A 24,656-nucleotide genomic window follows, 5' to 3' on the forward strand; every position below is an offset into this window, starting at 1 on the left:
TATATTTTGCTTTTGGCCCCGAATTAAGTTAAATTTAGTAAACATGATAAACGTCAGGTTCGTGAGTGCAGACCGGGAATAACTTTGTAAAATATTCGTACAAATTATGCCGTCAGTAGAAATCCTTTCTCGCATACAATTCGCCTTCACCGTGGCGTTTCACTACATCTATCCTCCGCTAAGCATTGGGCTGGGCGTATGTTTGGTAATCATGGAATCACTATATCTCAAAACAGGGCTTCCCGTTTATAAAGATATTACCAGGTTCTGGATAAAGATCTTCGCGCTGATATTTGGTATAGGCGTGGCGACCGGTATTGTGATGGAATTTGAATTCGGTACCAACTGGGCTACTTATTCACATTATGTAGGAGATATCTTTGGCAGCGCATTGGCGGCAGAGGGGATTTTCGCATTTGCTATGGAATCCGCATTTTTAGGGGTATTGCTATTCGGCTGGAATAAGGTAGGGAAGGGCGTTCACTTCTTTGCAACCATAATGGTGGCGTTGGGATCTATATTCTCTGCACTATGGATTGTTATTGCGAATTCCTGGCAGCAAACGCCTGCCGGCTTCGTCATAGAAGGCCACGATCTGGCCGCCAGAGCGGTGGTTACAGATTTCTGGGAGATGGTCAACAATCCTTCTTCCTGGGACCGTTTTTCACATGTGGTCATAGGTTCTTTCCTCTCCGGCGCCTTTTTAGTTATTAGCGTGGGTGCGTTCTATATAGTAAAAAACAGATTTGTTTCTCATGCAAAGGCCATGTTCAAAATAGGATTAGGAGTGGCTACCATTGCGGCGTTAGCACAACTATTCACTGGTCATCGCTCAGCGGAATATGTCAGCAAATACCAACCAGCTAAACTCGCCGCTATGGAAGGACATTATGATAGTCTTGCCGTTGCGGACATGTATATCATGGGTTGGGTCAATAATAAAGAGGAGAAAACCACAGGCCTTAAGATACCGGGCGGGCTTTCCTTCCTGACGCATGGCAGCTTTAGCGCGCCAGTACAGGGTTTGAGGGCCACGCCTCCGCAAGACAGGCCAGGCGCTGTGAATTTCGTATTCCAGACCTATCATTTCATGGTGGCTATAGGCATCACATTAATAGGACTCACTTTATTAGCCGTTTTCCTCTTGTGGCGCAAAAAGCTATTCAATACCAAATGGCTGATGTGGATATTCGTGTTTTCCGTAATGCTGCCGCAGATAGCCAACCAGCTGGGATGGTACGCCGCAGAAGTAGGCCGTCAGCCATGGGTGGTATATGGATTATTGCGTACTTCAGATGCACTTTCCAAAAAAGTTACTGCCGATGAAGTCGTGTTTTCGCTGGTGCTGTTTACGTTCGTATATTTATTGTTATTCACGTTGTTCATCTTCCTGCTGACACGCAAAATCGCGCATGGCCCTGATGTTACAGCCGTCCAATCCGACAATAGCGACAACAACAACGACGACGATTCTTTCTATACATCTAATGTACCCGCTTAAATAAATCTGCATGGAAACAATACTCGGAATAGATCTTCCAACCTGGTGGTTCCTGGTAATTGGTGGCTTGATCACTGGCTATGGTATGCTGGATGGGTTCGACCTTGGCGCCGGTGCCTTACACTTATTTTTTAATAAAGAAGAGAGTCGCAGGCTGGTATTAAATGCTATCGGCCCTGTTTGGGACGGAAACGAAGTATGGCTGGTAATTGCCGGTGGTGCTTTATTTGCGGGCTTCCCTCTGGTTTACGGCGTAATATTTTCCACGTTTTACATTCCTTTCATGTTATTCCTCGTGGCGCTGATTTTCAGGGCTATCTCCATAGAATTCAGGAGTAAGGAACCCTGGAAGTGGTGGCGCAAAATGTGGGATATCAGTTACTGTGTGTCCAGTATATTAATCACGTTTCTATTGGGCCTGGTATTAGGCAACCTGATACATGGTTTACCGATTAATAGTCAGCGGGAATTTACTGGCAACCTACTAACTTTTTTCAACCCATACTCTTTACTCATAGCCTTTACCACATTGGCTTTGTTCATGTTACATGGTGCTATTTATCTAGTCATGAAAACAGAACATCGTTTGTATGCCAAACTAACGATACTGGTAAACAATTGCAGTAAGTTTTTCATACTTTGCTTTATACTAACGTCAATGGCTACACTGATATATATACCCCATATGACGTTAGCATTCAAGAATCATCCTGAATTGTTTATACTGCCAATGATTGCAGTGTTTACACTATTAAATATAAAACGTAATGTAGATGCCCGCAATTACCTGACAGCCTTTCTTTTCAGCTGCATTATCATGTCGTGTTTGTTGATATTATTTGCGATAGGTTTATATCCTAACATTGTGATTTCGTCTACAAATCCGGCGAATAGTATCAGTATATATCAGGCTGCGTCTTCCAATAAATCATTAAAGATTATGCTGCTGATTGCTGCGATAGGAACGCCGTTGGTATTGTCTTATACGGTATTTGTTTTCTGGACGTTTAGAGGTAAGGTGAAGTTAAATGAGATGAGTTATTAGACATATATATCTTTTCCGAACTTTTTTAGCTTCACCAAAGGTGAAGCTAAAAAAGTTCGGGGATTTGAGGTTTCGCCGGTGGCGAAACCTCAAATCCCCGAACTCCGGAAATAATTTGCCTAAAAAAACAGGCCCCCGCAAGAAATTGCAGGGGCTTACCATTTAACCTATATTCTGTACTGTAGCATCGAATTGAAATTCTTTCGGAACATCTACTTTATCTCTTGCTCTCAATATCTTACGCGTTCCAAAAGAAGTGTTATATATAAGAGACCGCATTATTTGATCGAAGTTTAATCGCTTGTAAAAAAATTTCAAAAATATTTTTCGGACATCCGACCTTAGTGGTAATTTCCAATCCCCATGAACCGTATAGACAGATTAACAGCCATACTTATCCAACTGCAGGGTAAACGAATAGTGAAGGCCTCCGAGATCTCGGAACGCTTTGAAATCAGCCTCAGGACGGTATACAGAGACGTGAAAGCATTGCAGGAAGCTGGCGTACCTATTGGAGCAGAGGCCGGCACCGGCTATTATATAGTAGATGGTTATCATCTACCTCCCGTTATGTTTTCCAAGGAAGAAGCGGCTGCACTCCTAACCGCCGAAAAACTCATGGAAAAATATAGTGACCACTCCAATGAAAAGCAGTTTGGCTTTGCCATGCAGAAAATCCGCTCCGTACTCAGAGGCGGCGACAAAGACTACCTGGAGTCCCTCGATGATAATATCGCTGTCATTAAATACCAACCAGTACACCCTGAAGATACTGCCTTCCCCAATCGGTTCTTATCAGATTTACAGCATGCTATTGGTAACCAGTGTGTTATAAATTTGGAGTATTTCTCCTTTAAAGATGAGGCCGCTACCAGGCGGGATGTGGAGCCCATTGGGATATTTCATATGAGCGCGAAATGGCACCTAATAGCCTGGTGCAGGCTTCGTGGCGGCTATCGCGACTTCAGGGCTGACCGTATCCGAAAGCTCAGCGTATTGGGCGAACGCTTCGAAAGAGGCCATCATGTGTCGCTGCAAGATTACCTTGACCGTTTTCATAAGCACGACCACGAGCAAATGCAGGAATTCAGGATCAGGATGCAGAATAAAGTGCTGCGTTATATCCGGGACCAGAAATATTATTATGGGTTGGTTTCTGAGAAAAATCTCGGCGAAGAAACGGAAATGGTGTTCCTTCAGCCATCTGTGGAATATTTCCGTCGTTGGCTCATCATGTTTGGCAATGATGTAACGATAATTTCACCGGATGAGTTAAAAGTTGGTATGCAGGAATTAACCCGTGAGCTCCAGCAACATTATCTCACAGAAAATAAGTAAAAAGCGGGCTCATCTTCTCGAAAATGCCAAAAAAGGGGAGAATATCTCTCAAAATCTAAAAAAAATTAAAATTAGTCTGCTGACATAAGGCTGTCATTTGCTGGTTGTTGTTTTGTATTGTCAAATTAAAAACCCTTGACTTTTCACTAAAACCAGCAGCGATGGACAAATTGGATCTTACCAAAGCCTATAAGAGCTATTACACAGCGGGCACGGCTGTAGAACTGGTGCATATCGAAGACGCTTTATTTCTCACTATTATTGGGCAGGGCGACCCTGACGGCGATGTCTTTGGCACCGACGTAGAAGCGTTGTACACGGTAGCGTACGCTATCAAATTCATAAACAAGCATTTAGAGAAAGATTTTGTAGTAAGTAAGTTAGAAGGATATTGGTGGGTAGATGACCAAAGTGTAGATCCTTTAACGATACCGAGGCATTTGTGGCGTTACCAGCTGATGATACGGATGCCTGAATATGTGCAGCCGGCGCAGCTGGTGCAAGCGGTAACTACGACGGAGAAGAAAAAAAGTAATCCCCGGTTGAGGTCAGTGGACCTAAAGAAAGTGGAAGGGGGCAGGGCGGTGCAAGTGATGCATATGGGGCCTTATAGTGAGGAGCCTGCAAGCCTTGCCAAGATGGATGCCTACATGAAGAAGCACTATTTGCAGTACCTGGGGCCACACCATGAGATATACCTTTCTGATCCGCGCAGGATTGTGCCTGGAAAGCAGAAGACCATTTTAAGGCATGCAGTAAAGTAAGTTGAATTAATCTTTGGAATCGTCTGCGAGGCCGAGGATTTGGATGGCTTGGGAGGCGGCAATCTGACTGGCGTCTTTTTTATTGAAGGCTTTACCACTACAGATCAGCTGGCCGTCTACCACGGCGCCTACTGTAAATATGCGTCTACCGTTATCCATTTGTTCTTCCAGCAGTTCAAACTCGAGAGATTTGCCATTTTTATTGGCCCATCCATAGAGTTTATTTTTGTGGTTCATCTCTACACTCTCCAGTTGTTCGAGGTCGATGTAGGGCATGATAATGCGGCGATGAACGAATTGCTGGGTTTTGTTATATCCTTTATCGAGATAAACAGCTCCAACCAGTGCTTCGAGCGTGTTGCCGAAGATCTGGGAGATTTTGAGGAAGCTATTGTATTTATCGTAGATAGTAAGTTTGCGCAGCCCCATTTTGATAGCGATATCATTCAGTTGCTGGCGATTTACGATTTTGGAGCGCATCTCGGTAAGATATCCTTCTGTTTTGTAAGGATATTTTTTAAAGAGATAGTCGCCTACTATTGCTCCCAGGATGGCATCGCCGAGGTATTCCAACCGCTCATTGCTTTCGAGAAACTTCTCTTTGCTGGAGCGGTGGCTCAGGGCTACCTCGTATAGCGCAAAGTTACCGGGCGGGAAGCCCAGTAAGTTATGCAGCTCTTTATACAAGTGCCTTTTTCTGGATACAAGACGATATAGAAAACCTGGCAGTAAATTCACACAATCAAGATCAAGGAACAAATTTTTTGAAAATAACGGAGGCGTTATGTCCACCGAACCCGAAGGTATTGGACAGACCGGCTCTTACTTCTCTATGTTGTGCGGTGTTAAAGGTAAAGTTTAATCTAGGATCCAGCTGTGGATCGTCGGTAAAGTGGTTGATGGTTGGCGGTACGATTCCATTGATAACAGACAATATCACGGCGATGGATTCAACAGCACCGGCTGCGCCGAGGAGGTGTCCAGTCATGGATTTGGTAGACGATATATTCAGATTATATGCATGTTCACCAAATACGTGTTGGACAGCTTTGATTTCGGCAACGTCGCCCAGTGGGGTGGAAGTACCGTGTACGTTGATATAGTCTATATCGTTGGCTTGCATACCTGCATCTAAGAGTGCCTGCGTCATTACGTTGCGGGCACCTAAACCTTCAGGATGCGGAGCGGTGATATGGTAAGCATCGGCGGTAGCAGCGCCACCGGCGAGTTCAGCATAAATTTTAGCTCCTCTTTCCAACGCGTGATCCAGGGATTCCAGTACCAATGCACCGGCGCCTTCGCCCATTACGAAACCATCTCTGTCGAGGTCGAAAGGACGGGAGGCTGTTTTAGGATCATCATTTCTTTCGGATAAAGCCTTCATGGCGTTAAAGCCGCCAACACAAGGCTCATTGATGACATTTTCTGAGCCGCCGGTAACTATCACATCCGCTTTACCATAGCGGATATTGTACATTGCTTCAATGATGGCATTGGTAGCAGATGCACAGGCGGAGGCTACAGAGAAATTTGGCCCTCTGAATCCGTGGCGTATAGAAATAGAGCCAGCAGCGATGTCAGTGATTAGCCTGGTAATGAGGAAAGGGCTGAAACGGGGAGTCCCGTCGCCAGTATAAAATTCTTTCAGCTCGTTACTGTAGTTGATCATACCGCCCACACCGGTGCCCCAGATAACACCAACGCGGTCAGCATTGACATTATTAGCATCTATCTTGGCGTCAAGTATAGCTTGATCTGCGGATATAACCGCTGTTTGGGTAAAGGGGTCCATTTTACGGGCCTCCTTTTTGTCCAGGTAGTTAGTAGGATCGAAATTCTTCAGTTCGCAAGCAAAACGGGTTTTGAACTTGGAAGCGTCAAATTGCTTGATAAAATCCGCGCCGGATACACCGTTCGTCAATCCGTGCCAATAATCGGCTACAGTATTGCCGAGCGGTGTAAGAGCGCCTAAACCTGTAACGACAACTCGTCTTGGTTGCATTAAAACAATTCTGATTAGTAGGATTATTTTACGTGTTCTTCCAGGTAAGCAACTGCCTGGCCAACAGTAGTAATAGTTTCAGCTTGTTCGTCAGGAATGGAGATGTTGAATTCTTTTTCGAATTCCATGATCAGTTCTACCGTATCCAAAGAGTCAGCGCCTAAGTCGTTGGTGAAGCTGGCTTCAGGAGTTACCTCGGCTTCGTCAACGCCCAATTTGTCAATGATGATCTTTTTAACTCTTGATGCAATGTCTGACATAATTTTAAGTGTTTTTGGTTTAAAACTTGACTGCAAAAATATAATTTTTATTGAATTGCCAACAGGAAGGCCAAATTTTAACTGCTCCAAAGCCCGAAAAATCGCAGCAAACCCAATACAGTGAACACTTTACGGATTTTCTGAATTTAAGATTTAATAATAAAACCATACTAAATTTCCCCGATATTCTACCACTCATATAATATATAAGGACAAATTTCCACTCAACCGTTTATTTCGCCTTTTATCTAAACCGTTAACGCTATTTAACAGTAAGCGGCTATCAACAGCTGAGCCATTTATTAAATTTGTCGGGCTTATAGAGGAAAAGCTATCATCGTTAGTCGGTTTTCTAATTTAGATAGTACTGAGCACCCGTGCTTGTAAAACTGTATAGCATTTCCTATACGCGATCATCGAATTTCTAAACGCTTAATATTTAATGGCCAACACCAAACGAACCTTCCACTCTTTAGCTATTGTGGGAATTGCTGGTATCGCCTGTCTTTTGGGTTGCGACAGGACAGGTAAAAAATCCTCTGAAACCGCCAAGGCCCCTGCCAAACCGCAGGTTGTCATTGATGCATGGATTGTCAAATCCACTTCTATCGATCAGTATATCGATGCCAGTGGAACTCTTCAAAGTAACGAGGAAGTAGAAGTAAAACCGGAAATCAACGGCCGTATCACACACCTTTATTTTAAAGAAGGTACCAACGTCAAAAAGGGTGATATGCTGGTAAAAATCTATGATGAAGACCTGAAAGCACAGTTGCAAAAGCTGAAATTACAGCAACAACTGGCTAAAACCACCCTTGAACGTCAGGAAAACCTCCTGAAAATTAATGGTATCAGCCGTCAGGATGTAGACGTTACCCGGAACCAGGTAAGCGCCTTCGCTGCTGACATGGACTATACCCAGACACAATTACAGAAAACCGAATTACGCGCCCCATTCAGCGGACGCCTTGGTCTTCGTAATGTTTCTGAAGGCGCAATTGTATCTAACGCAGTGGTTATCACCACTCTCCAACAGATAGACCCGCTGAAAATTGATTTTACCGTTCCTGAGAAATACAGAAACGTGATCAAAAATGGGGATAAACTCCGTTTTACTGTAGCCGGCGACGTTAGTGAATATATTGGTAGCATCTATGCCATCGATCCTAAGATTGATCTGAGCACCCGTACTGTGAAGCTACGCGCCATGGTACCTAATAGTAACGGAAATCTCTTCCCTGGCTCTTTTGCAAAAGTCCGCATCAACCTGAAAGATCTTCCTGCAGCTATCATGGTGCCTTCCCAGGCTGTAATTCCTGGTACCCGTGATAAGAAAGTAATCGTTGCCGACAGTGGTAAAGCCAAATTTGTGGTGGTAGAAACCGGCATCCGCGATGAAAACAGTGTACAGATCACCAATGGCCTCAAACCCGGTGATACTGTCATCACTACTGGTATCCTCCAGCTCAAGCCTGGAATGCCGCTGAAGTATAACAAGATCCAATAATCTGAATAATGTATTATGAGTCTGCCGTCCTTATCTCTTAAACGGCCCGTGCTGGCAATTGTGATGAATATCATTATCGTGATATTCGGGCTTGTGGGCTTTACTTTCCTGGGCGTCAGGGACTTTCCTGCTATCGACCCACCTATCGTGAACGTACGTACCTCTTATGCAGGTGCGAACTCCGATATCATTGAAACACAGATTACCGAGCCGTTGGAAAAACAAATCAACGGTATCGCCGGTATCAAAAATATTTCTTCCAGCTCCAGCCAGGGTAGTAGTAATATTACCGTGGAATTTGAGTTGGGACAAGATCTCGAAGGTGCTACCAACGACGTGCGTGATAAAGTTTCTCAGGCACTCCGCAGTTTACCTCCCGATATCGACGCGCCTCCTGTGGTATCCAAACAGGACGCTAACTCCGACGCGATCATCTCCATGACCGTACAGAGTAATACCCGTAACCAGCTGGAAGTAACGGAATATGGCACCAACGTACTCCTGGAAAAACTCCAGACCATCCCCGGGGTTTCTCAAATCCAGATATGGGGTGAGAAACGATACGCCATGCGTATCTGGATGGACCCTGCGAAATTATCTTCGTATAGTCTTACTCCTTCGGATGTACAAGCAGCCCTCCAACGTGAAAACGTGGAACTGCCTTCCGGTAAAATTGCTGGCAATGCCACCGATTTCACCGTGCGTACTTTTGGCCGCCTCGTTAGTGAAGATGATTTCAATAACCTGATCGTTAAAAATGTAAACGGTAGTGAAATCCGCATCCGTGATATCGGCCAGGCAGTACTAGGTCCTGAGAACGAGGAAACCGTGCTGAAAGAATCGGGTATCCCGATGATTGCCCTGGCACTGATCCCTCAACCAGGCTCCAACTACGTGGCTATCGCCGATGAGTTCTACAAAAGATTTGAACTGCTGAAGAAAGAAATCCCGGCAGATTATAAAGTGGATATCGCGATGGACAACACGAAGTTCATCAAAAAATCTATTGAGGAAGTAGAAGAAACACTGCTCATAGCCCTCACACTGGTAATCATTATTGTATATCTCTTCTTCCGTGACTGGCTGATGGCCTTCCGTCCGCTGATAGATATCCCGGTATCCCTGATTGGGGCCTTCTTTATTATGTATGCCTGCGGATTTACAATCAACATCCTCACACTTCTGGCAATTGTACTCGCCACGGGATTGGTAGTGGATGATGGTATTGTGGTAACAGAGAATATTTATAAGAAGATAGAAGCGGGTATCCCGCGTATGCGTGCTGCCCGGGAAGGCTCTGAAGAGATCTTCTTTGCGGTTATCGCGACATCCATTACCCTCGCATTCGTATTTCTTCCTATCATATTTTTACAGGGCTTCGTGGGACAATTGTTCCGTGAATTCGGTATCGTGGTAGCAGGTGCTGTATTGATCTCAGCGTTTGTATCCCTCACGCTGACGCCTGTACTGAATGTAAAACTGGGCAGTGCCACACATACCCATTCCTGGTTCTATACCAAAACAGAGCCCTTCTTCCGCGCAATGGAAGATGGTTATAAGAAATCCCTGGAAGCGTTTATGCGTTTCCGTTGGACAGCGGTATTGATCGTATTGGTTTGTCTGGGTATGATCTATGGCCTGTTTAAGGTATTGCAGTCGGAGCTGGCTCCATTGGAAGACCGTAGCTCTTTCCGTTTGTCAGTGACGGCGCCGGAAGGAACCTCCTACGACTACATGGACAACTATGTGGATAAACTCACACAGTTCATGGCCGACTCAGTACCTGAGCGTAAGATTGTGTTGAGCGTAACCTCCCCTGGCTTCAGTGGCGCCGGCGCTGTAAATAGTGCATTCGTAAACGTTATGCTTACTGAACCTACTGAGCGCACCCGCTCTCAGAAGGAAATCGTGAACATGGTGAACAGAAACATGACACATTTCCCTACTGGTAAAGTATTCGCTATTGAACAACAAACGATACAGGTAGGACGACGTGCCGGCTTACCAATTGCCTTTGTACTGGAGCATATCAACTTCGATTCGTTATCTCATGTACTGCCAAGGTTTATGGACGAAGTGGGCAACAGCCCTGTGTTCCAGGGAACTGATGTAGATCTGAAGTTTAACAAACCGGAATTACGTATACACATCGATCGTAACAAGGCCACGCAGCTAGGCGTATCCGTACAGGACATCTCCCAAACCTTACAGCTGGCCCTGAGTAACCTCCGCTATGGATACTTCATCCGTAATGGTAAACAATACCAGGTAATGGGTCAGGTATTCCGTGCGGACCGCGACGATCCAAACGACTTACAGAACCTGTATGTTCGTAACAGCCGCGGTGAAGCCATTCAGCTGGATAACCTGGTAACTATCGAAGAAGAAACCAGTCCGCCGATTATTTACCACTATAACCGATTCAAGTCTGCGACTATCTCTGCAGGTCTGGCTCCTGGCAAAACCATTGGAGACGGTATTAAGGAGATGTTCCGCATATACGAAAAGCTGAAGAAAGAGAATGTCCTGAACGATAACTATAGCACTGCATTATCTGGTTCTTCCCGCGACTATGCGGAGAGTGGCTCCAATACTTTGTTTGCATTATCGCTGGCATTAGTGCTGATTTACCTGGTACTGGCTGCACAGTTTGAAAGCTGGATAGATCCGCTGATCATCATGATCACGGTACCGCTGGCCTTTGCTGGTGCGCTGCTATCACTGTGGATATTCGGCCAGACGTGGAACATCTTCTCACAGATTGGGGTAATCATGTTGATTGGTCTGGTAACGAAGAATGGTATCCTGATCGTGGAATTTGCGAACCATAAACGAGAAGAAGGATTAAGTAAGTCTGACTCAGTAGTGACGGCATCTTCGATGCGTTTACGTCCAATTCTGATGACGAGTCTGGCGATGGCATTGGGTGCATTACCTATTGCAATGTCGCTGGGGGCTGCTGCTACGAGCCGTATTCCACTGGGTATTGTGATCGTGGGTGGCATTATCTTCTCACTGATTCTCACATTGTATGTAGTACCTGCGATGTATACTTTCCTCAGTCGTAAAAAGCCAGGAAAACCAAGGGAAGATGAGGAGGATGAAGAGGGTGAACCAGCGGAGCTGGCAGTACATGCATAATTTTTATTAAACAGATTATGAAAAAGTATATCGCTAAAATTTGTTTGTCTGTAATGTGTTTCATGGCTACGTTTTCTGTAGCCATGGCACAGCAGCAGGTGCTTACACTTGAGCAGGCAATCGATGTGGCATTGAAGAATAACTATAATATACGTCTGGCTAAGAATACAGCTGAAGTAGCGGCTAACGATTACGCCTATGCGAATTTCGCATTTGCGCCACGACTGAATGCTACTACTGGCGTTTCCTGGAGCAGTACTGCTACCAAACAGGAGTTTGCCAACGGCACCAAACGCGATACCAGTGGCATCAAAGGGAACAATGTCAATGCGAGCCTTAACCTTAACTGGACATTGTTCGACGGTCTGAAAATGTTTGCCACCAGGGATAAGCTGGAGGCGATCCGTTCTCTTGGAGAACTGGCGATAAAAGACCAGATACAGAATAGTATCGCTACTGTAATTGGTGGCTACTACAACATTGTACAGGAAAAACAACAGCTGAAAGCACTGGCAGACCAGATGTCTATCTCTGAAGAAAGAGTAAAATTATCTGACGCGAAGTTTACTACGGGGCTTGGTCCTAAAACAGACCTGCTGCAATCCAAAGTAGATCTGAACGCACAGAAAGCATTATATCTGCGTCAGCTAACGGTTATAGAACAAAGCAAGTCATTACTGAATCAGTTGATGGCGGTACCTTCCGGGGCTACACAGTATGATGTAATGGATTCCATTCCGTTGAACATGGCTTTATCGCTGGGCGAATTGCAGGATAATATCACTAAAAATAATACCAGCATTAAAGTACAACAACAGAATGTGCAGGTATCTTCCCTGGCGGTTAAAGAGAGTAAGGCTGATTATTTCCCAGTAATTTCCTTTAATTCTGCCTACAACTTCAACAGAAATACCAGTAACGCTGCGTCTAATAACTTTAGCCCGAAATTCAACAGGAACGGCGTATTAAACTATGGCTTCACCGCTGCTATTCCTATCTTTAATGGCTTTAATGTTAAAAGACAAGTACGAGATGCCCGACTGAATCTGGAATATCAGAACATCGCTTTAGACAACGTGAAATCACAGATAAATCTTGGTCTTGTGAATGCATTCAAAGATTATGAATACTACAAACAGGCGTTCGCGTTAGAAGAAGAAAATCTTGACCTGGCGAAAGAAAATATGATGGTGGCGCTGGAACGCTTTAAGCAAGGCGTTTCTACTACTATTGAAGTGAAACAGGCACAGCAAAGTCTGGAAGACAGCTACTACAGGCTGATTCAGGCGAGGTATAATACTAAGCTGGCGGAGACAGAGTTGAGGAGGTTGAATAGTTCGATTATTCAATAAGGAGTTTTTAAATTATATAGAAATCCCCGGTAGCAATGCGCTATCGGGGATTTTTTTTGATTGTGTTTTTATTTTGGCTCCCGCGCTCCGCGCGGGCGGTATCCCCAGAAAATCAATAGAAGCCCTCGTCGTGATAAAATATTGCAGCGATGTATGAGTTCTATTTCTGATAGCTACCAGTAGTTTCAATCAATCTATCAGGGTAGTTCGTGATAATACCATCAACACCTACTTCGATCATCTTCTTCATATCCTCTACTTCATCTACAGTCCAAGGAAGTACTTGTACTTTTTTGCTATGAGCTTCTTTTATCAGATCAGCAGTAACCAGCTGGAATGCAGGACTATAGATGTCCGGTGTGAAGCCCAGTGTTTTAAGGTTATCTGCAAAGGATTCTTTGTTGGCGATTAACCAGGCTGTTTTTTGTTTAGGAAATTTGACATGCAGCTGTTGTAAAGTCCGTGGATCAAAAGATTGAATGGTAACTCTCCCTGCTATTTTCTTTTTGTTGATAACATCCATTACCAGGTCCACGAATACATTGGGTGCTGGATTGAGTTTTCCGTCGCCCTGAGCTTCTGACTTGGTTTCTATGTTGTAATAAACAGGTTTGAGGTGATTCTTTTTCACGTATTGTTCCACGCTATCAATCAGCTCAGCTAAAAGCGGACGATAGGTTTTAAATTTCTGTTGTTGTGGAAAACGTGCATTAGGCTTGGATCCTGCATCGAATTTACGGATGCTGTCGTAGGTCATGGAGTAGAGCAGCAAGTCTTTTTGCTCTTCTTTGGTAATATCTGAGCCGTCTGGTTTTCGCATGAAAGCGGCCGACATATAAGCGTCGTGCGATACTACTACTTTGTTATCTGCACTAATGATGCAGTCGAGTTCCAATGTGTGGGCGCCCAATTTCACTGCATTGATCATAGCGGGAATGGTATTTTCCGGCATGAGGCCCATGCCGCCGCGATGAGCCTGTACATCAATCTTTTGTTGTGCCTGTGCATTGGTTATCAGTATGGCACTTAATAATAGTGGGAATATAGCTTTCATTGATATATCTGTTCGTTAATACTAAAGTTAGACAATGCAAATTAAAAGTGAAAGCAGCAGGCTATAAAAGGCAGTGGTATTAAGTTAACAATTTAGTAATAAAGCAGTTGATGAGCTGGCAATGCTTTTTGTGAGGAGATTTAACGGTAATCAGCTGCTTATTGGCTACTGTCATTTCTTCGTAAAGGCGCTATGCCATTGGATTCCTTAACATTTCTGTAACATAGGTCTATTATATTTATACAGCGAAACGCGTCAACTGCGAACTATGTCTGATAGCCCTGTCAAATCCAAATTTGAAAGTCTCTTTGCCAATAACAATGAGAAAATATACCGGTTTGCCCTGAAGCTTACCGGCGATGCTTCGCGGGCACAGGATATAACACAGCAATGCTTTATACGCCTATGGGAAAATATTGATAAGGTAGAAGAAGGACAGGATATATTTCCTTTATTATTTGTTTATGTAAAGCACCTGGTTATTGATGAAGCCCGTAAACATTATCGTGAGAAGAAGTTAATATCCGAAGCAACAGAAGAACAGAAAACACAACCATCTTCAGATGATAATGTAGAGCGATACGTTATCCGTAAAGAGTTTGATCAACAGATGAACAGCGCCGTGCAGCAATTGCCGGAGCAAAGAAAAAATGTCTATGTGCTTAGCCGATATCATGGCTATAGCAATAAAGAAATTGCAGACAAGCTTTCTATTTCTGTAGCCACTGTAAAAAATCACCTGGGGCTTGCCTTACAAGCCATTAAACAACAGGTGAGCGCACACTTTGATATTGAAAAATCCCGGTAATATGCGTTCTTACTGTACTTTGTTAGCAGCCGGTCTGTCGTTGTGTATCAGCGCCTGCCGACGCGATGCCCCTTCAGCCCCTGTTATGCCCACCGGCCCCGTAACACAAGGAGAAATCAATAGCTGGATTTCCGACAGCATGCATTATTTCTATCTGTGGAACCAGCAACTACCTCCAAAGCCTGATACAGGGCTTGCTCCCCTGCATTTCTTTTCAAGCTTGCGGAATAGTGCCGATCCATTTTCTTCGCTATATAATCCTGATGATGCCAGCACATTGCAGACCTCATTATATACAAATTTCGGGATAGACATCAGCATTATCAGCTTTCCGGCTTCAGCCAGTGGGGCGATAGCGGTAGTGAAATTAGCCGCTGCTAATTCCTATGCGGCCTCGAAGTTTAGTCGTGGTAGTTATATCACCCGCATCAACAATACTCCCATCACTACTGCCAATGCATCGCAGCTGGTAGCCCAGATAATGCAGGACAAAACAGGACTGTTTACACCCGCCACTGTGGCTAACGGCATCGTTACCGAAGCGGCAGCCGTGCAGCTGGACTTCGGCTATCCAAGAGATCAATCCGTATATACGACTACGTTAGTATCTTCCAATAAAAAAATCGGATATCTCTACTATAATTCTTTTAACGACAATTATAATACAGACCTGGTCAACATCTTCCGAAAATACATCACTACAGGAATAACAGACCTCATACTCGACCTGAGGTACAATACTGGCGGCAGTATTGCCGCATCTGCACTATTATCTGCATTGATTACGGATGGTATCAACGAAGGAAGTACCTATATTCAACTTACGGGAAATAATATACAGGGAAGTTATAAGATGAGTTTTGGGGAAACGATGGCAGTACCAGAAAGTGGTATCCCTGTTAAGTTTGCGGACATCTCAAGTGCAAGGCTGAAACTAGCCAAGGTATACATTCTTACTTCTCATCAAACTATATCAGCAGCAGAACTCACTATTAATAACCTCAAGCCCTATACGAAAGTTATTCAGATTGGCGGTACCACTTATGGTAAAGACAAAGGCACTATTATTGTCAGAGACAAGCGTAATCCTAAACGTATTTCGTGGGTGCTGCAGCCGATTACTTTTCAGCTGAGTAATGCCAGCGGCCAGGGAGGCTATACACAGGGCCTGGTGGCAGACTACCCCATAGATGAGATGAGCAAACAACCATTGGTAGCGTTGGGCGATCCCGGTGATCCATTAATAGCGAAAGCGATTTCGTTGATAACGGGTAATGGGAGAGGTGCTACTAGCGAAAGTCGTGTTACTACTTATTTCCAGGCGCCTGTCATTGTTAATGAGGTAGTAATTCCACGTAAAAAATAAGCCATTCTCGGGGCGAGAATGGCTAAGGACAGCAAACTTTATTGCACACAAAAAATTCCTAGATTGCTGTAAGTGTAGAACGCATTGTTCCCGCGTTATCACTTACTGTTGATATATATACACCAGCACTTGCCGCATTTGCAAACGTAAACATATAAGGTGTACGAGGCAGTGGGATTACCTGTCCGGTGGCAGGATCTTTCATAGATGCAACCCAGAGGATTTTAGTACCGGCAGCATCTTTGAAAGGTACCGACAACGTAATTGGGTACAGGCGTTTATTTTTCATCCCTTTCAACAACGCATAGTCTGTAGTAACTGCACCAGCGGCCTTATAAGAGGATATTTGCAGGTCAACGACATCGTATTTATAATAGCTACTGAGGTTTAGGTATATCTGAAAAGTTAAAGAATCGGGGCTTGAAGTGGATGGCGACATAAATCCGCTCATTCCCAGCGTGCTGCTGGCGATGATACGGAATTCCTGTGTTGTATTAGGATGGATAGTAATCGTGGTATCAACAATCAGTGAATCGGTACCTGCTTTATAGAAGCCCAGTTTACCAGGGGTATTGGCAGCTTCATAGGTAAATCCTTTATAGTTTTCTGTCAATATAGAATCCATCAACAGACCATTCCATTTAACACTGATGGCAGGTGTTCCTGGCAAAGACACTGTTCTGTATTTCACCTGTCCATAATACTTTTCATCCGGTGCGGAACCTTTGCGACAAGCTACAAAGGAAAAAACCAGGAGTACAGCGATAACTAATTGTTGAATACGCATATTAAAATTCATTTGAAAAAATGGGGGCCGGTAAATATTCACCGGCTCCCGTATAGTTTTAAACAAAAAATTAGAATCTAGACCAACCATCTGCCCAGGTGCTGCTAAGTGCAAAAGCACCAGCGCCGTTAGCAGGAGAGAATGGAGTAGGCTGATAGTTTGTTGGAGCGTATGGTACGCGAACAAACGGATCATTCAGATCAACCAGTGCGTTAGGGTTAGCAGAGTTGTCTTTCTGGTTAGAAGTACAGTTCACGTTCATAGTGATTGGAGTGAATACGCCAGACACTTCGTACGCGTTAGGATTTACATAACCATGAGCGATGTTGTTGCAGAAGATATCTACACCAGCCAGGTATTTGTTGTAAGTACCGCTACCATCCAGGGAGATACCAGTGTTGAAGCCGAGGAACAGGGAGTTAGTGATTTCGAACTCAGAGTTTCTTCTCAGGTGAGCAGCACGGCCGTATTTACCAGTACCAGAAGGCTGACCGTTAGTGATGCTAGCTTTAGCAGCAGAAGGTAAACCGATGATGGTAATGTAATCGTATTTAGGACGAGTGATAGGCAAGTTACCAGAACCGGTAGCATCGTTATCACTTTCGAAACCGTTAGACTGGCTGATATCAGCACGGGTGGTGTCAGACATACCCAGGGATTCAGTGATTTTACCAGTGTAACCGTTATCAGTATCGAACATATCATCCAGTGCATCTACAGCGATCAGGTGAGAAGCGTTTACAGTACCACCGAAGAATTCGAAAGCATCATCGTTAGATTTGTATACTTCGATGTAGTCCAGTACAGTACCAGAACCAACACCACCCAGGGTCAGACCGTTGATTTCGTTGTTAGCAGACAATGGATAACCAGCGTATTCGATACGCACATATTTCAGGATACCGGAGTTATCGTTATCGATTTTTTCGGTAGGATCGCCGTACTGAGCGTTAGCCAGCGGAGTACCAGGAATACCTTCGATAGTAGCGATAGAAGTCCAGTTAGTGGTTGCACGGCCCAGGATAACCACACCAGCCCAGTCACCAGAAATAGGAGTAGAGCTAGCAGAGGTAAATACGATAGGAGCAGCAGCAGTACCTTGTGCGATGATTTTAGAACCACGAGTAATGATCAGACCACCGCCTGGGTTACCACCGGTAGTGTGGTCGCCCACAGCACCAATCACAGTAGTACCAGCCTGGATAGTCAGTTTAGCACCGTTAGAAACATAAACCAGACCGCTGAGGGTGTAGGTTTTAGCAGCTGTCAGGTACAGATCAGCAGTGATTACACCAGTGATAGTGCTATCAGAAGGCAGTGTACCTGCCAGTACTGGACGGTTGTTGCCAGCATCTTTCTTACAAGAAGATGCCAGGAAGATACCAGCGAGGGTCATTGCTGATAATGCGGTAACAAATAAGGGCTTTTTGTTCATGGATTTTTTTTTGAGAGTTTTCTTGGTTTAAATACTTACCTGATCAGGGTTTTGTATTACGCGTAAATTATTTTGAGTAAAATCAGAATTTGTAAGTGATCGTTGCGCTGTAAGTACGTCCTGGAGCCAGTCTGTAGTTAATCAAGTCTTTTGATGACTGGTATTCCATTTCGGATTTTGAAGGCTTCTCCGGCATTTGTCCGTCGAAGGCATTCTGGTAGATCACACTATAACTATTCAGAATATTGGCCACGCTTAATTTTGCTTCCAGTCTGTTGTGTAAAAATTTTCCTGCCACCTGTGCATCGAGTGATTTTAGTGGCTGCTCTATGAAGGAGTATTGCCAGGTGCTTACCGGGCGAAACACCCTATTGGTAACGAAGTTGTAATTCAGGCTGGCAGTAAATACTGGCAGATCGTAGTAGATGCCGGCATTCATCATATAGTTGCTGGCGCCTGATTGTGGACGATGTTCATATGCGCCCACGGTTTCTACTACATGTAGTTTCATATTGTCGTTTGCGTCACGAACGATAGTTGTGGTGAGTGGTTTCACCCAGGCATCGAGGTAGGTGAAGTTGCCATATACCGTGAAATTGCGTACTACCGGGAGGTTCGTGAAAGCAAATGACTTACGCACTTCTACTTCCAGCCCATAGTTATCAGCTGATTTATTATTCTTCAGATTAAAAATCCTGTTGATACCCTGTTGATAAATCTCCATTGGATATTGCAGTTTCTTCATAAAAACAGAAGCCGAAATAATATCACCAGGCGAAGGATACCATTCATATCTGAAATCAAAATGCTTGATAGTAGTAGAGCGGATGATCTCCTGTGCAACATAATCTCCTCCTAACTCATAATCATATTCTCTGAAGTAAGACAGTTCACGGATATCCGGTCTGATAATACTTTCTGCATATGCCAAACGTAGGTTCATGGCTGGCGTCAGGCTATAGGTGAGGTTTGCAGAAGGGAAGAAATGTGTATTAGGTTCTCTGTTCAACAGCTCAGTGGCATCTACTTTTTTATCTTCATTATTGGATGCTGCTATTTGTTTGAGCAACATGGTATTGACATCGTTCAGGTTGTAGTGTTCTGCTCTTACGCCCCATACCAGTCTGAATTTCCCCCATTTATTATCGAGCATAGCATATACTGCGTTGAGCGAAACATTCGCTTTAAAGTCGTCGCTATCACCATCCAGCTGTGCTACCAGGCCTGAGTCTGAGAAGTAGTGAGGCAGCGGCTGTGGTAATGTATAGCTAGCATGTTTGGAAGATGAATTTGCCACGAAGAAGTACCTATCTTTATTCCAGCCACTGTAACCTACTTTAGCGGTATTGGCCACAGGTCCGAGTTTAAAGGGCGCAGAGATGGCGATATCCCAGCTCAGGTTCTTTTCTTTAGCACGGCTCCACCAGCGGAGCGCACCGTCTCTACCTGTAGGGTAGTAGCTGGTGATGCTGAACTCATTAATACCTGCTGACGGATCGGGATACAGGGCTGCAATCAGCTGATGGTTGTCTGGGCGGATCTTATCCATGGTCATATAGCTGGTTTGCCATTTGAGCTTAATGCCTTTAGATCCAAGGAGATGTTCACCTTTTAACTGATGCTGAAATATTTTGCTTTGGGTAGCGATATCTTGTACCAGCATGCCATTGGGGCCGATACCATCATGGTATCCTTTACCTATGGTCAGTTGCTGATCCAGCACCTGGAGGAATAATCCATTGTAGCTGATTTTGTTATGTTCGTTTCTATAACCTATTCCCCAGAGGGCATTGATATTATTGGTAAAACCATAGCGTTGTCCGTGGAAGATGGCGCTGTCTGGAACTGCATTATATGGGTGTGGTTCAAAACCATCACGGCCGGAGATCACATCCTGGGTAGCAAAAGTATTTCTATATCCTACAGAGCCTACAAAACCGAAATGTCTGTTCAATACTTTACCACCTGAGATTTGAAAATTTGGGGATATGGGCGCTTTCATATCAGTGACAATCCAGTTGTTGCTGAACATGGATTTATCTTTAGGCCATGCAGCAGCGGCATCTGTCAGCGACTTGCTAGAACTCCAGTCTGTGGCACCGAACCACTTACGATGGTCAGAGATCTGTCCTTTATATTCTTTTCCATCCAGGGGGAGAGAAAGAAAATCCTTGCCGGTAGTTTTGTCGTTATAGTTGGCTCCGACAGAGATATTAAAGAAGCTTTCCGTTGGGATATCGATAGTATTTACCTCTACCAGACCGCCACCAAATTCAGCACTGCGGTCCGGCGTGAGGGTTTTCACAACTGTAACGTTCTCTATAAGGTTTGCAGGGATAATATCGTAGTTAAAGTTTTTTCTGTTTAATTCCGTGCTGGGCATGATCTGACCATTGAGTACGGCGAGGTTATATCTTTCGCTTAATCCTCTTACTACTACATATTTATTTTCCATGGTAGATAGGCCAGATATGCGTTTCAGTACTTCGCCCACATTTTTATCTGGGGTGCGGCCTATTTGAGCGGAGCTGATACCATCAGTAATACCGGGGCTATTTTTTTGTACAGCGTAAAGTCCTTCTACAGAAGCACGTTTATACGTTCCCGTTACTGTTACTTCTTTAAGCTTGGAGCCATTGCTTTTCAGCACCACGTTCAGCGGGGTGGTTCCTTTAGGAGCCACCACCACATCTGTTATTTTGCGGGAATCGTAAGATATAAAAGAAAAGGTGAGGGTATAGGAACCTGGTGCCAGTGGCAGATCGAAGGTACCGTCTACATTGGAAACCGTACCGGAGCCATTGCTTACCATGATGGTAACGCCAGGAATAGGTTCATTTTTGTTATCTACCACTTTACCGCTAACGCGGCCATCGGCACGGCTTGCAGGCTTTTCTGCCCGGCCTTTGCGCAATGCGATGGTATTAGTAGTTGTCATTTCAATATCTATAGGTGCGTTATAATCAAGATATTCGAGTACAGAAGTGAGTGGTGCACTATTGAATTTTACGGAGCCAACAGCGCAGTGTTGTAAATATTCAGGATCGTATACAAAAGTATAGGTGGTCTGTTTCTGCAGTGATTTCACTATTTCAACCGCGTTAGACTTTTCGAACTGAAGAGAGACTTTGTCTTGCAGTCCTTTATAAGACTGTGCATAAAGATTATTAGCTGATACAGTCAGCATCAACAGGGATACCAATTTCACGGGCATACGATTCCCTGTACAAAATCCTTGTAAAGATTTTTGCATACTTTTTAGCTTATTAAGAATTGATTAGTTTATTTTTTTCCGGTAACCAGGAATGTGCTGTCGTTTACACGCGTACAGGATAAGTTATGTACATAAGCCAGTGAGTTGAGCACATCCTTCACGGGAGTTCTGGCACTAAATTCACCTGATATCTTTTTGTTTGCCAGTTGTTTGTCTTGCAGTACAATTTTTAGGCCTTCACGTTGTTGCAATCTTGTCAACACGTCTGCCAACGTGGTTTTATTAAAAATGATTTTGTTGTTTTTCCAGTCTAGCACTTCATTACTATCGAAATGCGCCATGGCAGGAGGTGTATCCTCTTTGCTGGTAAGCATTTCTCCTGGTTCCAGAATTTTCGTATAGCCGTTATTACCAGTTACGGATACTTTTCCTTCGATGAGACTAACCTGGATACCGCCATCAGCGCGGTTATCGGTGGAGATCTGGAAGGTAGTTCCCAGCACGGTGGTAGTTAGGTGTCTGGTATGAACATTGAAAGGCTGTTTGGGATTACTCACTACCTTAAACAATGCCACTCCCTGGAGCCAGAGGTTTCGGCCATTCGTATTATAATCTTCTCTATAGCCCAGCATGCTATGAGCGTTTAGCCATACCTGTGAGCCATCGGGGAGGTTATAGATTTGTACGTTGTTGGTATTATTAAAGATGGTATCAATTTTTTGAGCCATCTGTTTGGAGGGTTCATGTTTATAGAATCCTGCCAGTAGTATAATACCGGTGGCAACAGCGGCGGCAACGCCGTACCATAGCTTGTGTATGCGTGTTTTAGGTTTATTGGCCGCTTGATAGGTGTCATGGAGCATATTATCCAGCGTGGGCGTTTCGGCTTGCTGCAGGTAGGTTTCTACGAGTAGCTGTTCCTGTTCGGAGCAGTTGCCCTGGAAATACCGTTCTAATATGTCGCGATTGATTTGCATACATAGAGAGTACGCTTCAAAAAAGAAGAGGGACTAAGGAGGACGTTGGAGTTAACAATTTGGTAATATCCGGGTGATCAGCCTTTTAGTTTTTTGTTGTCCGTGCTGCGGTAGATGGCGTGTGGCGCCTTGCCGGTGGCTTTGATTTGAAAGTCCAGGATACCATCACCATCGAGATCGCCGAGATCTACCTGGGTGAGCGGCTGGGCCGTCTGGAAGTCGGAGGTATTCAGCAGGTTATCTTTGGCGTCCAGCTTGAGCAGGAGATATTCGCAACCATTGTTACTGCTTAGTGATACCAGGTCCAGCTCCAGGAGGAGGTATTTATCACTACCAAGGCTAAACGAAGTTAGTTCCGTAGGTAGTAATATAGCGCAGTCATTGATAGCCTTTGGCAAGGTTACTTGTTTGCCGTTATAGAGGAGTATGGGTTTGGTATCGGTGGCCGCTTTGAGGTTTTTGAGCATAACCGGCTTTGCTTTCTTATCGATTACATCCAGCTCTGTGATACTGTAGTAGCCGATTTTGGCAGAGGTGCTTTCCATAAAAGCGTAGGTACCGTCGCCGACTTCTACTTTAGCAGCCTGCGTGGGAATGATGGTATAATTACTTATTTGTGTTTTAAAGGGCGATTTTCCTTTCGTTTGTGCGTGAGCGATAGCTGGGCAAAGAGCCAGGGATAGGAGATAGGGAAGAAGGTATTTCATCAGATTAATAATTAAGACTGATTTTATTGATACTTAGGCTGTCTTTATCACCCATACCGTTTAATGGCATGGTGCGTAATGCTGCCAGGTGGCCGTCTTCCGCCTTGATAAAGCAATCGCCGGATTCGTTCAGTGTAGAGATACCATATACGGTATTAGTAGAGATATCAAAGATAAATGCATAAACGATTTTGGAGAAGGAGGAGAGTGCTGCCTCGATAGCGGTTCCTTCTACGTAGTAATATTCTTTATTGTTGATTTTATAGGAGATGACAAAGGGCGCGTCTTTGAAATTCAGCCAGGCATTGGTGATAGGCTGGCCGTTTTCATCTTTGGAGTTCAGCGGCTTATCATCATAGTAGAAGGCTGTTTGGCCGGAACCACCTCTGGCGGCGGCGATGCTTTCAATGCGAAATTTATGATCCGGAATTACAAAAGTAGTCACAGCAGTTTTGCTACCATTTTGAACAGGAAACCTTGTATTTACTTTGGCTTCTATTCGTGTACCGAAGGTGGAGTCGTAGTGATAGGTGTTTATGACGTAGTTGCTTAGCTCCTCCGCTGCGATGGCGGTTTCGTCATCACCGGCAGTTGTTTCAACAGGTGCAGTTGCTTCAGCAACAGGCGCTTTTGCAATAGAATCCACAGCCGTAGTTAGCTGTTGTTTCTGTTGCTGCTCAGCACAGGCAGTACAACATAGCAGGAATATTATAGGAAGATATTTCATGTAAAATGGTGGATTTAGATTGGTAAATATGTCAATAACCCTTCACTAAAGTATTTAATTTTCACATCATCAAGGTAAGTCTGTAATTCTTTCGCTAAGTGGATGCCTTCATCAACTAAATTATTAATCAGTGTGAGCTTATCTTCTCTTTCAGGATGAGATAGCGGGATTATTTCCCGGTATGTGTTCCACCAGTTTTCAAGGTGCTCAAGTAAGGGTCCTGGAAGCTGAAGATCTGCGATGTTAAAATCAGGCTCGAAGTCATCTTTGAGAAAGGACATGTAGTTAGCAGAAAGGGTAAGGTATTGCATTTTACAAGACGTATATAAATCAATTAACCATCATCACGATTTGCAATGGTGGTATGCGCTTCTTTATTGTATCATAATCAGAATGAACTTCATGTACCATAGAGTTGGCGGGTAATTTTCCAACATGAATTGCTTGATGCGTGACAGAACACCAAATGATACCTTGAACTAAATCTTTCTTATTTTCATAATAAAAGAATATTGATTCAATAAGCCCATTCTCTGCAAATGGAGATGAAACAGGAACTTGTGGATTATCCATTACATTAATCAGTAGCTCCATCCAGATTTTCTCTTTTGTTGGTTTACTTTTTCTCTTCATGAAAAGTGAACATTATTTAGAGTACACAATTGTGCATA

The 24,656-nt window shown here is 44.1% G+C and carries 21 protein-coding genes; 9 read left to right on the forward strand and 12 right to left on the reverse strand.

The features are described from left to right. Positions 1-106 precede the first annotated feature (106 nt). From ACE38W_RS09820 to ACE38W_RS09835, 4 genes are all read left to right on the forward strand, one after another. A complete protein-coding gene (locus ACE38W_RS09820) occupies positions 107-1,501 on the forward strand; it encodes a cytochrome ubiquinol oxidase subunit I (protein ID WP_375830468.1) in 1,395 nt (464 codons plus the stop codon). 10 nt (positions 1,502-1,511) lie between these two features. Next, positions 1,512-2,546 carry a cytochrome d ubiquinol oxidase subunit II gene (gene cydB, locus ACE38W_RS09825; protein ID WP_375830471.1) on the forward strand — a complete coding sequence of 345 codons (1,035 nt, stop codon included), beginning with the start codon at positions 1,512-1,514 and terminating at the stop codon, positions 2,544-2,546. 363 nt (positions 2,547-2,909) lie between these two features. Further along, positions 2,910-3,884 (forward strand): helix-turn-helix transcriptional regulator, encoded by a 975-nt coding sequence (locus ACE38W_RS09830; protein ID WP_375830472.1) that lies wholly within the window; start codon positions 2,910-2,912, stop codon positions 3,882-3,884. A gap of 161 nt (positions 3,885-4,045) precedes the next feature. Then, positions 4,046-4,648 carry a GyrI-like domain-containing protein gene (locus ACE38W_RS09835; RefSeq protein WP_375830474.1) on the forward strand — a complete coding sequence of 201 codons (603 nt, stop codon included), beginning with the start codon at positions 4,046-4,048 and terminating at the stop codon, positions 4,646-4,648. A 6-nt stretch (positions 4,649-4,654) separates the two neighbouring features. Here ACE38W_RS09835 and rnc read toward each other — a convergent pair whose 3' ends face one another. The 3 genes from rnc to ACE38W_RS09850 form a co-directional block, all read right to left on the reverse strand. Next, positions 4,655-5,335, reverse strand: coding sequence for a ribonuclease III (rnc, locus tag ACE38W_RS09840; protein WP_375830476.1), 681 nt, complete (start codon positions 5,333-5,335; stop codon positions 4,655-4,657). A gap of 61 nt (positions 5,336-5,396) precedes the next feature. After that, on the reverse strand, positions 5,397-6,650 hold the full coding sequence (gene fabF, locus ACE38W_RS09845; RefSeq protein WP_375830477.1) for a beta-ketoacyl-ACP synthase II: 1,254 nt from the start codon (positions 6,648-6,650) through the stop codon (positions 5,397-5,399). Positions 6,651-6,673: 23 nt separating this feature from the next. After that, entirely contained in the window at positions 6,674-6,910 is a 237-nt protein-coding gene (locus ACE38W_RS09850; RefSeq protein ID WP_012788038.1) for an acyl carrier protein, read from the reverse strand. 442 nt (positions 6,911-7,352) lie between these two features. Here ACE38W_RS09850 and ACE38W_RS09855 point away from each other — a divergent pair, with 442 nt between their 5' ends. The 3 genes from ACE38W_RS09855 to ACE38W_RS09865 are packed head-to-tail and all read left to right on the forward strand — an operon-like array spanning position 7,353 to position 12,910. Further along, positions 7,353-8,417, forward strand: a complete 1,065-nt coding sequence (locus ACE38W_RS09855; protein WP_375830480.1) for an efflux RND transporter periplasmic adaptor subunit — start codon at positions 7,353-7,355, stop codon at positions 8,415-8,417. Between the two features lie 15 nt (positions 8,418-8,432). Further along, positions 8,433-11,558: an efflux RND transporter permease subunit gene (locus ACE38W_RS09860; RefSeq protein WP_375830482.1), complete on the forward strand. Its 3,126-nt coding sequence runs from the start codon at positions 8,433-8,435 to the stop codon at positions 11,556-11,558. Between the two features lie 17 nt (positions 11,559-11,575). Continuing rightward, positions 11,576-12,910, forward strand: coding sequence for a TolC family protein (locus tag ACE38W_RS09865; RefSeq protein ID WP_375830483.1), 1,335 nt, complete (start codon positions 11,576-11,578; stop codon positions 12,908-12,910). A gap of 160 nt (positions 12,911-13,070) precedes the next feature. Here ACE38W_RS09865 and ACE38W_RS09870 read toward each other — a convergent pair whose 3' ends face one another. Then, positions 13,071-13,964 (reverse strand): glycerophosphodiester phosphodiesterase family protein, encoded by an 894-nt coding sequence (locus tag ACE38W_RS09870; RefSeq protein ID WP_375830485.1) that lies wholly within the window; start codon positions 13,962-13,964, stop codon positions 13,071-13,073. Positions 13,965-14,232: 268 nt separating this feature from the next. Here ACE38W_RS09870 and ACE38W_RS09875 point away from each other — a divergent pair, with 268 nt between their 5' ends. Next, a complete protein-coding gene (locus tag ACE38W_RS09875; protein WP_375830487.1) occupies positions 14,233-14,772 on the forward strand; it encodes an RNA polymerase sigma factor in 540 nt (179 codons plus the stop codon). Position 14,773: 1 nt separating this feature from the next. Next, on the forward strand, positions 14,774-16,138 hold the full coding sequence (locus tag ACE38W_RS09880) for a S41 family peptidase (RefSeq protein WP_375830488.1): 1,365 nt from the start codon (positions 14,774-14,776) through the stop codon (positions 16,136-16,138). A 58-nt stretch (positions 16,139-16,196) separates the two neighbouring features. Here the strand turns inward: ACE38W_RS09880 and ACE38W_RS09885 are convergent, their stop codons facing one another. From ACE38W_RS09885 to ACE38W_RS09920, 8 genes are all read right to left on the reverse strand, one after another. Further along, positions 16,197-16,925 carry a hypothetical protein gene (locus ACE38W_RS09885; protein ID WP_375830489.1) on the reverse strand — a complete coding sequence of 243 codons (729 nt, stop codon included), beginning with the start codon at positions 16,923-16,925 and terminating at the stop codon, positions 16,197-16,199. Between the two features lie 70 nt (positions 16,926-16,995). Beyond that, a complete protein-coding gene (locus ACE38W_RS09890; RefSeq protein ID WP_375830491.1) occupies positions 16,996-18,360 on the reverse strand; it encodes a hypothetical protein in 1,365 nt (454 codons plus the stop codon). An 82-nt stretch (positions 18,361-18,442) separates the two neighbouring features. After that, positions 18,443-21,613, reverse strand: a complete 3,171-nt coding sequence (locus ACE38W_RS09895) for a TonB-dependent receptor domain-containing protein (RefSeq protein WP_375830493.1) — start codon at positions 21,611-21,613, stop codon at positions 18,443-18,445. Positions 21,614-21,642: 29 nt separating this feature from the next. Beyond that, a complete protein-coding gene (locus ACE38W_RS09900; RefSeq protein WP_375830494.1) occupies positions 21,643-22,551 on the reverse strand; it encodes a FecR family protein in 909 nt (302 codons plus the stop codon). A 77-nt stretch (positions 22,552-22,628) separates the two neighbouring features. Next, positions 22,629-23,258, reverse strand: coding sequence for a hypothetical protein (locus ACE38W_RS09905; RefSeq protein ID WP_375830495.1), 630 nt, complete (start codon positions 23,256-23,258; stop codon positions 22,629-22,631). Positions 23,259-23,262: 4 nt separating this feature from the next. Continuing rightward, complete coding sequence (locus ACE38W_RS09910) at positions 23,263-23,985, reverse strand: hypothetical protein (protein ID WP_375830496.1); 723 nt, start codon at positions 23,983-23,985, stop codon at positions 23,263-23,265. Positions 23,986-23,999: 14 nt separating this feature from the next. After that, the gene (locus tag ACE38W_RS09915; protein ID WP_375830498.1) at positions 24,000-24,296 is read right to left on the reverse strand and encodes a hypothetical protein; all 297 of its coding nucleotides are present in this window, start codon (positions 24,294-24,296) and stop codon (positions 24,000-24,002) included. A 19-nt stretch (positions 24,297-24,315) separates the two neighbouring features. Further along, positions 24,316-24,618 (reverse strand): hypothetical protein, encoded by a 303-nt coding sequence (locus tag ACE38W_RS09920; protein ID WP_375830499.1) that lies wholly within the window; start codon positions 24,616-24,618, stop codon positions 24,316-24,318. Positions 24,619-24,656 lie beyond the last annotated feature (38 nt).

Source organism: Chitinophaga sp. Hz27 (genome assembly GCF_042263525.1).
GTDB lineage: Bacteria > Bacteroidota > Bacteroidia > Chitinophagales > Chitinophagaceae > Chitinophaga.

Bases quoted from the DNA above. Each gene is read 5' to 3' on its own strand.
- ACE38W_RS09850 (WP_012788038.1), bottom strand. From the start codon at position 6,910: ATGTCAGACATTGCATCAAGAGTTAAAAAGATCATCATTGACAAATTG.
- ACE38W_RS09830 (WP_375830472.1), top strand. From the start codon at position 2,910: ATGAACCGTATAGACAGATTAACAGCCATACTTATCCAACTGCAGGGT.
- ACE38W_RS09885 (WP_375830489.1), bottom strand. From the start codon at position 16,925: ATGCGTATTCAACAATTAGTTATCGCTGTACTCCTGGTTTTTTCCTTT.
- ACE38W_RS09865 (WP_375830483.1), top strand. From the start codon at position 11,576: ATGAAAAAGTATATCGCTAAAATTTGTTTGTCTGTAATGTGTTTCATG.
- ACE38W_RS09910 (WP_375830496.1), bottom strand. From the start codon at position 23,985: ATGAAATATCTTCCTATAATATTCCTGCTATGTTGTACTGCCTGTGCT.
- ACE38W_RS09890 (WP_375830491.1), bottom strand. From the start codon at position 18,360: ATGAACAAAAAGCCCTTATTTGTTACCGCATTATCAGCAATGACCCTC.
- ACE38W_RS09875 (WP_375830487.1), top strand. From the start codon at position 14,233: ATGTCTGATAGCCCTGTCAAATCCAAATTTGAAAGTCTCTTTGCCAAT.
- ACE38W_RS09860 (WP_375830482.1), top strand. From the start codon at position 8,433: ATGAGTCTGCCGTCCTTATCTCTTAAACGGCCCGTGCTGGCAATTGTG.
- ACE38W_RS09870 (WP_375830485.1), bottom strand. From the start codon at position 13,964: ATGAAAGCTATATTCCCACTATTATTAAGTGCCATACTGATAACCAAT.
- ACE38W_RS09900 (WP_375830494.1), bottom strand. From the start codon at position 22,551: ATGCAAATCAATCGCGACATATTAGAACGGTATTTCCAGGGCAACTGC.
- ACE38W_RS09820 (WP_375830468.1), top strand. From the start codon at position 107: ATGCCGTCAGTAGAAATCCTTTCTCGCATACAATTCGCCTTCACCGTG.
- ACE38W_RS09895 (WP_375830493.1), bottom strand. From the start codon at position 21,613: ATGCAAAAATCTTTACAAGGATTTTGTACAGGGAATCGTATGCCCGTG.
- ACE38W_RS09920 (WP_375830499.1), bottom strand. From the start codon at position 24,618: ATGAAGAGAAAAAGTAAACCAACAAAAGAGAAAATCTGGATGGAGCTA.
- ACE38W_RS09835 (WP_375830474.1), top strand. From the start codon at position 4,046: ATGGACAAATTGGATCTTACCAAAGCCTATAAGAGCTATTACACAGCG.
- ACE38W_RS09915 (WP_375830498.1), bottom strand. From the start codon at position 24,296: ATGCAATACCTTACCCTTTCTGCTAACTACATGTCCTTTCTCAAAGAT.
- cydB (WP_375830471.1), top strand. From the start codon at position 1,512: ATGGAAACAATACTCGGAATAGATCTTCCAACCTGGTGGTTCCTGGTA.
- ACE38W_RS09880 (WP_375830488.1), top strand. From the start codon at position 14,774: ATGCGTTCTTACTGTACTTTGTTAGCAGCCGGTCTGTCGTTGTGTATC.
- fabF (WP_375830477.1), bottom strand. From the start codon at position 6,650: ATGCAACCAAGACGAGTTGTCGTTACAGGTTTAGGCGCTCTTACACCG.
- ACE38W_RS09855 (WP_375830480.1), top strand. From the start codon at position 7,353: ATGGCCAACACCAAACGAACCTTCCACTCTTTAGCTATTGTGGGAATT.
- ACE38W_RS09905 (WP_375830495.1), bottom strand. From the start codon at position 23,258: ATGAAATACCTTCTTCCCTATCTCCTATCCCTGGCTCTTTGCCCAGCT.